This is a genomic window from Legionella jordanis (assembly GCF_900637635.1).
Lineage (GTDB): Bacteria > Pseudomonadota > Gammaproteobacteria > Legionellales > Legionellaceae > Tatlockia > Tatlockia jordanis.
This window is the reverse complement of record NZ_LR134383.1, coordinates 267,501-279,046: the sequence shown is the minus strand read 5'-3', so window position 1 is coordinate 279,046 and position 11,546 is coordinate 267,501. Positions and strand designations below refer to the sequence as shown.

Sequence of the window (11,546 nt, the reverse complement as noted above, 5' to 3'; positions counted from 1 at the left end):
GATTAGCCAAGTCTATGTCTCCAAAAATTAGTTGTCAGAAATTATCGTTGAACGAATTAGTCATGTTCGAGTTCAATATCGATGCCCAAAGCCCTAATTTCCTTCAATAACACATTGAAAGATTCAGGCATACCAGGATCCATACGATGGTCGCCATCAACTATATTTTTATAGATTTTTGTGCGTCCCCCGACATCATCTGATTTAACTGTTAACATCTCTTGTAATGTATAAGCAGCACCATAAGCTTCCAGGGCCCAAACTTCCATCTCCCCGAATCGCTGTCCACCGAACTGTGCCTTACCGCCTAGAGGTTGTTGGGTTACCAGGCTGTAAGAACCCGTTGAACGAGCATGCATCTTATCATCTACTAAATGATTGAGCTTAAGCATATACATATAGCCGACAGTCACAGGATTATCAAATGGCTTACCTGTCCTGCCATCAAAGAGAATTGTTTTACCATCTGGTCGCAATCCAGCCAATTCCAGCATGGCTTTAATTTCTTGTTCGTTGGCACCGTCGAAGACTGGTGTGGCCATTGGCACGCCATCTTTTAAGTTATCAGCCAGAACTTTAATTTCATCGTCAGATAAGGCTTCGAGATGAATTCGCTTTTGCTCATCATGATTGTAAATCTTATCAAGATAGGCTCGCATTTCGGCAATTGAGCGTTGATTTTCAATCATATCAGCGATTCTTTGTCCAAGTCCTTTTGCGGCCAAGCCCAGATGAGTCTCTAATACCTGTCCAATATTCATACGTGAAGGCACACCCAGCGGGTTGAGAACGATATCTACTGCAGTACCGTCTTCCATATAAGGCATATCTTCAACAGGAACAACAATGGAAATAACCCCTTTGTTACCGTGACGTCCTGCCATTTTATCTCCTGGCTGGATACGTCTCTTGACAGCGAGATACACTTTAACAATTTTCAACACGCCGGGAGCCAGATCATCGCCTTGGACAATCTTTTTACGGCTGTCGTTAAATCGTTTTTCCATTTCTTTGCCGAGCAGATCCATTTGCTTGGAAAGCTGTTCCAATTGCTGGCTAATAGCATCATCATCGACGCGGATATCAAACCACTTAGTACGATCAATTGTATTGAGATAATCCGAAGTGATTTTTGCACCGGGTTTAATGCCACCTGGTCCACCAGTCACGGTTTTGTCCAGCAATAAATTGCTAACACGATGGAAAATATCTTCTTCACGGATTCGACGCTCGTCAATTAAGTCTTTACGAACTCGAGCCAAATGCTCTTCTTCAATGCTCTTGGCACGCTCATCCTTCTCAAGACCATCACGAGTGAAAATTTGAACATCAATCACAGTCCCATTCATGCCTGAGGGAACACGAAGTGATGAGTCCTTCACATCAGAAGCTTTTTCACCGAAGATGGCTCGGAGTAATTTTTCTTCTGGAGTAAGTTGCGTTTCTCCTTTAGGAGTAACCTTACCGACTAAAATATCTCCAGCGCTTACCTCAGCACCAATGTACACCACTCCAGACTCATCCAAATTCGCCAGGGCGGATTCACCCACATTAGGAATGTCCGCAGTAATTTCTTCAGTTCCCAGCTTGGTGTCTCGGGCTATACAAGTGAGCTCTTCAATATGAATGGTTGTGAATCTGTCCTCTTGAACGATTCGTTCAGAAATCAGAATAGAGTCCTCGAAGTTATAGCCGTTCCAGGGCATGAATGCCACCAGCAAATTTTGGCCGAGAGCAAGCTCACCCATATCTGTGCAGGGACCATCGGCCAAAATATCACCGCGTTGAATTCGATCACCGGTTTTAACAATTGGCCGTTGGTTAATGCAAGTGTCCTGGTTTGAGCGAAAATATTTAGTTAAGTTGTAAATATCAACGCCTGCCTCACCAGCAGTGGTTTCATCATCATTCACGCGAACAACGATCCGTGAAGCATCAACCAAATCAATGATTCCACCTCGTCTGGCCACTACAGAAACTCCAGAGTCTGAAGCAACAGTTCGCTCCATCCCTGTACCTACCAAAGGCTTTTCTGAGCGAAGGGTTGGCACAGCTTGGCGCTGCATGTTTGAACCCATCAAGGCGCGGTTCGCGTCATCATGTTCCAGGAAGGGGATTAATGAAGCCGCAACTGACACGATCTGTTTAGGAGAAACATCCATATAGTTGATTTTATCAGGCGTGGTCAGTGAAAACTCATTTTGATGACGGCAGGGTACTAAATCTGCCAGAATGTTGCCCATTTTATCAACAGGTACATTGGATTGAGCAATGTATTGATCAACTTCTTCAATGGCTGACAAGTATTCAATGTCATCCGTTACCCGACCATCAATGACTTTACGGCAAGGGGTTTCAATAAAACCATACTCATTAGTCCTTGCGTAAACAGAGAGTGAATTGATCAAGCCAATGTTTGGACCTTCGGGTGTTTCAATTGGACAAACACGACCATAGTGAGTGGTATGAACGTCACGAACTTCAAATCCAGCACGTTCACGCGTTAATCCGCCTGGACCAAGAGCTGATACACGGCGTTTATGGGTTACTCCAGATAGTGGATTAACCTGATCCATAAATTGGGAAAGCTGACTTGAACCAAAGAACTCTTTGATTGCCGCTGAAACGGGTTTTGCATTAATTAAATCTTGTGGCATAAGATTTTCAGATTCAACAAGACTTAAGCGTTCTTTGACCGCTCTTTCCACACGGACTAAACCCACGCGGAATTGGTTTTCAGCCATTTCACCTACGCTTCTTACACGGCGGTTACCCAGGTGATCGATGTCGTCAACCATACCAATACCGTTGCGGATATCAATCAGCGTTTTTATAACAGCTAAAATGTCTTCTTTGGTCAGAGTTCCAGGACCTGTGTCTTCTTTTCTTCCGACACGACGGTTAAATTTCATGCGTCCAACGGCAGACAGGTCGTATCGATCCTCAGCAAAAAATAAATTTTTAAATAAGGCCTCTGCTGCTTCCTTGGTTGGTGGTTCACCTGGTCGCATCATACGATAGATTTCGACCAAAGCTTCCAATTGGCTGGCGGTTGGATCAATTCTTAAAGTGTCAGAGATATAGGAACCATGATCTAAATCATTGGTGTAGATCATGTCAAAACTGAGAATGCCATTTTCAGGCAGTTGGTCCAACAGTTCAGCGCTAACTTCGTCATTAGCTTGAGCTAAAACTTCACCGGTCTCCGTGTTGATGATATTTTTAGCCAGTACCTTACCAATCAAATAATCAGTTGGAACGACTAAATCTTGCATATTGCTCTTTTCCATCATTTTGATATGGCGAGCAGTGATGCGGCGACCCTGTTCAACAATGAGTTCACCGGTTTCGGGAGAGACAATATCAAATGACGCAATTTCGCCACGCAATCTGGCCGGAATTAAATTGATATGGAATTCGCCATTTCTTAATTGGCAAGTAGTTCTTTCAAAGAACTGGGCAAGAATGTCTTCTGTTTCATAACCCAGCGCACGCAATAAAATAGTGACAGGCAATTTTCGTCGTCTATCAATTCGGACGAAAACGCAATCTTTTGGATCAAATTCAAAATCAAGCCATGAACCACGGTAAGGAATAATTCGAGCTGAGTACAGCAACTTACCAGAAGAATGGGTTTTTCCTCGATCGTGTTCGAAAATCACACCCGGAGAACGGTGAAGCTGTGAAACAACAACACGCTCGGTACCATTCACAACAAAAGTGCCGACATCCGTCATTAAGGGAATCTCTCCCATGAACACGTCTTGTTCACGAATGTCTTTAATTGGTTTTGGCTCACCAGTAGCATCTTTATCAAGAACAACCAACCGAATTTTCACACGAAGCGGAGCAGAATAGGTCAGGCCGCGAAGTTTACACTCTTTAACATTAAATGCTGGCTCGCCCAGCTTATAACTGACGTATTCAAGTCTGGCATTACCGGAAAAACTTTCAATGGGAAATACGGATGAGAATGCGGCATTCAAGCCTGTTTTTTGTTGCCCATTGCCTTTGGAATCAGTTTCTAAAAAATCTCGATACGATTTGAGCTGGATCTCAAGCAGATTTGGGATTTCCATTTTATCTGCCTGCCTACCAAAGCTTTTGCGAAATCGTTTTTTCTCAGCATGCGAATATTGAGGTTTAGTTTCTGCAATTGCCATGGTGGTTCCTCTGTAAAATTATTGGATATTTTCAAACACGCAAACCCAGCCATGAAACCATGGCTGGGTTTGTGAACTTTTCTACAACGATATTACTTAACTTCGACAGTCGCGCCAGCTTCTTCAAGCTTCTTCTTGATTTCTGCTGCTTCGTCTTTTGAAACGCCTTCTTTAACTGTTGAAGGAGCGCCTTCAACTAAGTCTTTCGCTTCTTTTAGACCAAGTCCAGTGATTTCACGAATTGCTTTGATGACGCCAACTTTGTTTGAACCAAAGCTGCTCATTACAACGTTGAATTCAGTTTTTTCTTCAGCGGCAGCAGCACCTGCAGCGGCTGGAGCAGCAACTGCAACTGCAGCAGCAGCAGCAGAAACGTTGAATTTTTCTTCCATCGCTTCGATAAGTTCGACGACTTCCATTACAGTCATGTTAGAGATTGTTTCAAGAATCTCGTTTTTTGATACGGCCATTACTAGCTCCTAGGTTAAAAATTATAAAGATTATGTGGCTTAATTCTCTTTTGCATCTTTGATTGCAGCAACCGTTCTGACCAATTTGGCATGAGGTTCTGCAAGAGTGCGAACGAATTTCTCGATTGGGGCTTTCATCACAAACATCAGTTTGGCCAGAGCCTCATCACGAGTTGGCAGGCTTGCAACAGCATCAAGTTGATTAGGTTCATAAACCTTACCACTTACGGCCAAAGCCTTGATTTCAAGCTTATCGAATGTTTTGACAAACTCCTTCAACATTCTTGCTGCATCGCTAGGTGCATTAAGCGACAGGGCAATGAATAAAGGACCAACTAATCGGTCGCTCAAACATGCAAATTCAGTGTCTTCGAATGCTCTTCGAGTCAATGTGTTTTTAACAACTCGAAAATAAACACCTGCTTTGCGTGCTTCGCTTCGCAGTTGGGTCATATCGTTAACAGATAAACCACGATAATCAGCAACGACTGCCGAAACAGCCTTAGAAGCAACTGCAGCTACTTCTTCTACAACGGCTTTTTTTGCAGCTAAAGTTAATGTCACGTTACTGACCTCCTAAGTTGCGCAAATCTAAACAATTTGCGAGTTATGGTGGCCGTCTCAGAGAATTCCCGGAGCCGGTTCACCGTCTACGCAGGGTATTAAGCATGAGCACCTGCGGTCTTCGACGGCAACGAACCATGTCTTTGCCGTGAAAGCGTTTTAAAAGGCGATATATATTACACAGGTATTGAGGCGATATCAATAGGTAAGCCAGGACCCATGGTAGAAGACAGCGAAATCTTCTTAAAGTATATACCTTTTGCTGAACTTGGTTTTGCCTTTCTCAAATCGGCAATTAAAGCAGCAATGTTTTCAATTAGATCATCTGCAGAAAACGTCAGTTTTCCTACTGTGCAGTGAATAATACCATTTTTGTCCGTTCTATATCGAACCTGACCTGCTTTGGCATCATTAACAGCGGCTTCTACGTTTGGAGTAACTGTACCTACTTTAGGGTTAGGCATTAATCCACGTGGGCCTAATATTTGTCCCAATTGGCCTACAATTCTCATAGCATCTGGTGTTGCTATAACCACATCAAAATCCATCTCACCAGCTTTAATTTTTTCGGCCAAGTCTTCAAAACCAACAATGTCTGCACCAGCATTCTTAGCTTTGGTAGCATTCTCACCTTGTGCAAACACTGCCACACGTACCTTTTTGCCAGTTCCTTTCGGCAGATTGGTTGAAGAGCGTACAACCTGGTCGCTTTTGCGTGGGTCTACACCCAGGTTCACGCTAATATCGACACTTTCGTCAAATTTTTTACTGGCAAAATCTTTTAAAATTGATATAGCTTCAGCTGCATTATACAACTGATTCGGTTTCACCGTTTCGCGGATTTTCCGTTGTTTTTTACTAATAGCCATTGCCTACCCCTTATTCCAAACCTTCAACTTCAATACCCATGCTTCTCGCGGTTCCGGCAATACTACGCACGGCCGCGTCTAAACTTGCTGCAGTTAAGTCAGGCTGTTTAATTTTAGCGATGTTTTCCAGTTGAGAACGTTTTAGTTTAGCAACTTTCTTGGTATTTGGGGTACCGCTGCCACTTTGAATACCAGCTTCTTTCTTCAACAAAGTGGATGCTGGTGGAGTTTTTGTTATAAAAGTAAAACTGCGATCAGAGTAAACCGTAATGATAACTGGTGTTACCAAGCCTGGTTCAATATTTTGAGTCGCAGCGTTAAACGCTTTACAGAATTCCATAATATTAACACCGCGCTGACCAAGGGCGGGCCCTACTGGGGGACTTGGATTCGCCTTGCCGGCTGGAATCTGCAATTTTACATATGCTTCAACTTTCTTAGCCATTATTACTCCTCTAGGGTGATAACGCTGGTTCATACATCTGTAAGCAGATGCATTACTAGAGCTTCCCGGTTACAAAAATCAGTTAGGTTTTCTCAACCTGACTGAACTCTAACTCAACAGGTGTTGAGCGACCAAAGATAAGAACCGCCACTCTAAGACGATTCTTTTCATAGTTAACTTCCTCAACAACTCCATTGAAATCAACAAATGGTCCTTCTTTAACGCGAACCACTTCGCCTGGTTCGAAAAGAATTTTAGGTTTAGGCTTAGTTACGCCCTCTTCAACTCGTTGCAAGATCGCTCTTGCTTCTTTATCAGTAATCGGTGTTGGAGTTTGACTTGTTCCGCCAATGAAACCAAGAACATGCGGAATCGCACGAATCATATGCCATGTTTCATCATCCATAATCATGTTGACCAAAACATAGCCAGGGAAGAATTTTCTTGTGCTTCTTCTTTTTTGTCCAGCTCGCATTTCAACAACTTCTTCGGATGGGACAACTACTTCGCCTATTTTATCTGCCAGGTGACGATGTTCAGCGCGAGATTTAATTTCACGCATCACAAAGTTTTCATATCCTGAAGCGACATGAACAACGAACCATTGTTTAATTTTTTGATCTTCCACCGTATTTTCAACCCAAATGTGTTAATTTAGCGATTACCCACATCATTGCGGAGTCTATTCCCCAAAGAACAAAACCAGTTATGGCAACCATAGCCATAACAATTGACGTGGTCTGAACAGTTTCTTGCCTTGAAGGCCAGACAACTTTTTGCAATTCTATTTTAGCACTTTTTGCAAATGCAAAGACCTCTTTACCTTTGGATGTAAAAAATCCTAATACAGCTGCCAAGATAAACCAAGAAATCCAGATAATAGCTTTTATCGGTGCTGAGAAATCAAAATAGTAAGTCCCAAAAAATGCCAAAATTGTGATTAGCAAAATGCCAAACCACAATGCAATTTCTTTTAATTTCATTTTGGAATCACTTGAAGTATTCATATTATCTAATGTGTTGGCAGGCCAGGAGGGAATCGAACCCCCAACCTGCGGTTTTGGAGACCGCCGCTCTGCCAATTGAGCTACTGGCCTAACACTAAAATTTGGTGCGAAGATCACTTCGCACCATAGAATCATTATTACTCAATGATTTTTGCGACTACACCGGCACCAACTGTGCGGCCACCTTCACGAATCGCGAAACGTAAACCTTCGTCCATAGCAATGGGTGAATGCAAGCTGACAGTCATTTGGACGTTGTCTCCTGGCATTACCATCTCTACTCCACTTGGCAATTCGCATGACCCGGTCACGTCAGTCGTTCTGAAATAAAATTGGGGACGGTAACCATTGAAAAATGGTGTATGTCGACCACCTTCATCTTTTGACAATACGTATACTTCAGCCTCAAATTTCGTGTGCGGCTTAATTGTACCTGGTTTTGCCAATACTTGACCACGCTCCACTTCATCACGCTTCGTTCCACGTAATAAAACACCTACGTTGTCTCCAGCTCGACCTTCGTCCAGAAGTTTTCTAAACATCTCGACGCCTGTGCAAGTTGTCTTTTGTGTATCTCGTATCCCTACAATCTCAACTTCCTCACCAACTTTGACGATTCCGCTCTCAACCCGTCCTGTTACTACCGTTCCACGTCCTGAAATCGAAAATACGTCTTCAATTGGCAATAAAAATGGCTTGTCAATGTTTCTTACTGGCTCAGGAATGTATGAGTCCATGGTCTCAACCAGCTTCTCAATAGCCGGAACACCAATCTCACTCGTATCTCCTTCCAATGCCTTCAACGCAGAACCAACAACAATTGGAATATCATCACCAGGAAATTCATAGCTGCTCAGCAAATCCCGAACTTCCATCTCTACCAATTCCAACAACTCCGGATCATCTACCATGTCCGCTTTGTTCATGAATACAACAATGTAAGGTACACCTACCTGGCGTGACAAAAGAATGTGTTCTCTCGTCTGTGGCATGGGGCCATCTGCTGCTGATACCACCAATATTGCTCCATCCATCTGCGCAGCACCTGTAATCATGTTCTTTACATAGTCCGCGTGGCCTGGGCAATCCACATGAGCGTAGTGACGATTGGCTGATTCGTACTCAACGTGCGCTGTCGATATCGTAATCCCGCGCTCACGCTCTTCCGGTGCAGCATCAATTTGATCGTATGCTTTTGCTGTTCCGCCAAACTTCTTTGCCATAATCGTTGTAATAGCCGCTGTCAGCGTGGTCTTACCATGGTCTACGTGACCAATCGTTCCCACGTTTACGTGTGGCTTCTTACGCTCAAATTTTTCCTTCGCCATCGAAAGATCTCCCCATTCAAAAGTTGATAACTGTATGGTGCCCACAACTGGACTCGAACCAACGACCTCTTCCTTACCAAGGAAGTGCTCTACCACCTGAGCTATGTGGGCTTTAACTACAGTCTGCACTATTTACAGGCTGTTATAAAAACATGGAGCGGGTGATGGGAATCGAACCCACGCTATCAGCTTGGAAGGCTGAAGTTCTACCATTGAACTACACCCGCTTGTCATTTACCTCGTCTTCGTAATACTGGTGGAGGGGGAAGGATTCGAACCTTCGAAGGCAGAGCCGTCAGATTTACAGTCTGATCCCTTTGACCGCTCGGGAACCCCTCCTCAAAAGTACGCCATTTTCTGTCATGGTATGACTAAAGTCAATAGCTTTAGCCCGTTTGAGGACTAGATCTAGATGGTGCTGGCACCAGGAATCGAACCCGGGACCTACTGATTACAAGTCAGTTGCTCTACCTACTGAGCTACGCCAGCATTACTCTTTCACCGAGTGCATTCAGCTAATGCTAAAGCACAACATCCGCAATGGCGGATAATTACTCAAAATAAAGCCCTGGCGATGACCTACTTTCACATGAGGAAGCCTCACACTATCATCGGCGCTGGTCTGTTTCACTTCTGAGTTCGAGATGGAGTCAGGTGGTTCCAAACCGCTATGGTCGCCAGGAAAAACGTTGTCCTGCTGAGCAAATACCCATGTTAGGGGATATTCATTCATCAGGCTGGTAAAGATAAATATTAGGGCAACACAAGCTTGCCAAGCCTTGTCTTTGACTTGCCACATAAAAGCCATTCAGGTTATATGGTCAAGACAATCAGCCAATTAGTACGAGTTAGCTTCACACATTACTGCGCTTCCACACCTCGCCTATCAACGTCGTAGTCTTCAACGGGCTTCATGGGAAAACTCATCTTGAGGGAGGCTTCCCGCTTAGATGCTTTCAGCGGTTATCCCGTCCGAACTTAGCTACCCGGCAATGCAACTGGCGTCACAACCGGTACACCAGAGGTTCGTCCACTCCGGTCCTCTCGTACTAGGAGCAGCTCCTCTCAATTTTCCTACGCCCACGGCAGATAGGGACCGAACTGTCTCACGACGTTCTAAACCCAGCTCGCGTACCACTTTAAATGGCGAACAGCCATACCCTTGGGACCTGCTTCAGCCCCAGGATGTGATGAGCCGACATCGAGGTGCCAAACACCGCCGTCGATATGAACTCTTGGGCGGTATCAGCCTGTTATCCCCGGAGTACCTTTTATCCGTTGAGCGATGGCCCTTCCATACAGAACCACCGGATCACTAAGACCTACTTTCGTACCTGCTCGAGCCGTCACTCTCGCAGTCAAGCACCCTTTTGCCTTTACACTCTTGGTACGATGTCCGACCGTACCGAGGGTACCTTTGTGCTCCTCCGTTACTCTTTGGGAGGAGACCGCCCCAGTCAAACTACCCACCATACACTGTCCTCAACCAGGATTACTGGTCCAAGTTAGAACCTCAATAATGACAGGGTGGTATTTCAAGGTCGGCTCCATGCGAACTGGCGTCCGCACTTCATAGCCTCCCACCTATCCTACACAGTCATCATCAAAGTCCAGTGCAAAGCTGTAGTAAAGGTTCACGGGGTCTTTCCGTCTAGCCGCGGGTACACTGCATCTTCACAGCGATTTCAATTTCACTGAGTCTCGGGTGGAGACAGCGTGGCCATCGTTACGCCATTCGTGCAGGTCGGAACTTACCCGACAAGGAATTTCGCTACCTTAGGACCGTTATAGTTACGGCCGCCGTTTACCGGGGCTTCGATCAAGAGCTTCTCCGAAGATAACCCCATCAATTAACCTTCCGGCACCGGGCAGGCGTCACACCCTATACGTCTTCTTTCGAATTGGCAGAGTGCTGTGTTTTTAATAAACAGTCGCAGCCACCTGGTCTCTGCGGCCCTCACCAGCTTCATTTCGCATGGAAACTAACCAGCAAGGGCGTACCTTCTCCCGAAGTTACGGTACCATTTTGCCTAGTTCCTTCACCCGAGTTCTCTCAAGCGCCTTAGTATTCTCTACTTGTCCACCTGTGTCGGTTTGCGGTACGGTTCTCTATAAGTTATGGCTAGCAGCTTTTCCTGGAAGCTTGGCATCAATGACTTCCCTGCACCCCGAAGGGTCAGGACCACTCGGCACCTCAGCGTTAATGAGAAACCGGATTTGCCAAGTCTCTCCGCCTACATGCCAGTACCGGGATAACCAACGCCCGGCTCACCTAGCCTTCTTCGTCCCCACTTCACCACTTATAAAAAGTCCAGGAATATTAACCTGGTTCCCATCGACTACGCTCTTCAGCCTCGCCTTAGGGGCCGACTCACCCTGCTCCGATTAACGTCGTGCAGGAAACCTGGGACTTCCGGCGAGAGGGTTTTTCACCCTCTTTATCGTTACTCATGTCAGCATTCGCACTTCTGATACCTCCAGCACACTTCTCAATGCACCTTCATCAGCCTACAGAACGCTCCCCTACCACGTGCACTAAGTGCACATCCGCAGCTTCGGTGTATGGTTTTAGCCCCGTTACATCTTCCGCGCAGGCCGACTCGACCAGTGAGCTATTACGCTTTCTTTAAAGGATGGCTGCTTCTAAGCCAACCTCCTGGCTGTCTGGGCCTTCCCACATCGTTTCCCACTTAACCATAA

General features: G+C 45.2%; 8 protein-coding genes, 5 tRNA genes and 2 rRNA genes (1 of these 15 only partly in view). All 15 read right to left on the bottom strand.

Translation table 11 applies throughout. From position 1 onward, the window contains the following. Nucleotides 1-56 precede the first annotated feature (56 nt). Nucleotides 57-4,163, bottom strand: a complete 4,107-nt coding sequence (rpoB, locus tag EL203_RS01225; protein WP_058469921.1) for a DNA-directed RNA polymerase subunit beta — start codon at nucleotides 4,161-4,163, stop codon at nucleotides 57-59. A gap of 92 nt (nucleotides 4,164-4,255) precedes the next feature. Further along, nucleotides 4,256-4,633 (bottom strand): 50S ribosomal protein L7/L12, encoded by a 378-nt coding sequence (gene rplL, locus EL203_RS01220; RefSeq protein ID WP_058469920.1) that lies wholly within the window; start codon nucleotides 4,631-4,633, stop codon nucleotides 4,256-4,258. 39 nt (nucleotides 4,634-4,672) lie between these two features. After that, on the bottom strand, nucleotides 4,673-5,197 hold the full coding sequence (rplJ, locus tag EL203_RS01215) for a 50S ribosomal protein L10 (RefSeq protein ID WP_058469919.1): 525 nt from the start codon (nucleotides 5,195-5,197) through the stop codon (nucleotides 4,673-4,675). A 176-nt stretch (nucleotides 5,198-5,373) separates the two neighbouring features. Continuing rightward, nucleotides 5,374-6,066 carry a 50S ribosomal protein L1 gene (gene rplA, locus EL203_RS01210; RefSeq protein ID WP_058469918.1) on the bottom strand — a complete coding sequence of 231 codons (693 nt, stop codon included), beginning with the start codon at nucleotides 6,064-6,066 and terminating at the stop codon, nucleotides 5,374-5,376. Between the two features lie 10 nt (nucleotides 6,067-6,076). Beyond that, nucleotides 6,077-6,511, bottom strand: coding sequence for a 50S ribosomal protein L11 (gene rplK / locus EL203_RS01205; protein WP_058469917.1), 435 nt, complete (start codon nucleotides 6,509-6,511; stop codon nucleotides 6,077-6,079). Between the two features lie 82 nt (nucleotides 6,512-6,593). Further along, nucleotides 6,594-7,139: a transcription termination/antitermination protein NusG gene (nusG, locus tag EL203_RS01200; RefSeq protein ID WP_058469916.1), complete on the bottom strand. Its 546-nt coding sequence runs from the start codon at nucleotides 7,137-7,139 to the stop codon at nucleotides 6,594-6,596. Between the two features lie 7 nt (nucleotides 7,140-7,146). After that, on the bottom strand, nucleotides 7,147-7,494 hold the full coding sequence (gene secE, locus EL203_RS01195; protein ID WP_064108437.1) for a preprotein translocase subunit SecE: 348 nt from the start codon (nucleotides 7,492-7,494) through the stop codon (nucleotides 7,147-7,149). A gap of 38 nt (nucleotides 7,495-7,532) precedes the next feature. Next, nucleotides 7,533-7,608 (bottom strand) — tRNA-Trp (locus EL203_RS01190). A 47-nt stretch (nucleotides 7,609-7,655) separates the two neighbouring features. Continuing rightward, nucleotides 7,656-8,846: an elongation factor Tu gene (tuf, locus tag EL203_RS01185; protein ID WP_064108440.1), complete on the bottom strand. Its 1,191-nt coding sequence runs from the start codon at nucleotides 8,844-8,846 to the stop codon at nucleotides 7,656-7,658. Between the two features lie 35 nt (nucleotides 8,847-8,881). Further along, nucleotides 8,882-8,957, bottom strand: a tRNA-Thr gene (locus EL203_RS01180). A gap of 42 nt (nucleotides 8,958-8,999) precedes the next feature. Continuing rightward, nucleotides 9,000-9,073: transfer RNA gene (locus EL203_RS01175), tRNA-Gly, on the bottom strand. A 27-nt stretch (nucleotides 9,074-9,100) separates the two neighbouring features. Next, nucleotides 9,101-9,185: transfer RNA gene (locus tag EL203_RS01170), tRNA-Tyr, on the bottom strand. 74 nt (nucleotides 9,186-9,259) lie between these two features. Beyond that, a tRNA-Thr gene (locus tag EL203_RS01165) sits at nucleotides 9,260-9,335 on the bottom strand. Between the two features lie 77 nt (nucleotides 9,336-9,412). Then, nucleotides 9,413-9,528 (bottom strand): 5S ribosomal RNA (gene rrf / locus EL203_RS01160). 135 nt (nucleotides 9,529-9,663) lie between these two features. After that, nucleotides 9,664-11,546: ribosomal RNA gene (locus tag EL203_RS01155) — 23S ribosomal RNA — on the bottom strand (it continues 1,015 nt past the right edge of the window).

Coding starts and splice junctions, on each gene's coding strand:
- rpoB (WP_058469921.1), bottom strand. CDS start 4,163: ATGGCAATTGCAGAAACTAAACCTCAATATTCGCATGCTGAGAAAAAA.
- rplK (WP_058469917.1), bottom strand. CDS start 6,511: ATGGCTAAGAAAGTTGAAGCATATGTAAAATTGCAGATTCCAGCCGGC.
- tuf (WP_064108440.1), bottom strand. CDS start 8,846: ATGGCGAAGGAAAAATTTGAGCGTAAGAAGCCACACGTAAACGTGGGA.
- rplA (WP_058469918.1), bottom strand. CDS start 6,066: ATGGCTATTAGTAAAAAACAACGGAAAATCCGCGAAACGGTGAAACCG.
- rplL (WP_058469920.1), bottom strand. CDS start 4,633: ATGGCCGTATCAAAAAACGAGATTCTTGAAACAATCTCTAACATGACT.
- secE (WP_064108437.1), bottom strand. CDS start 7,494: ATGAAATTAAAAGAAATTGCATTGTGGTTTGGCATTTTGCTAATCACA.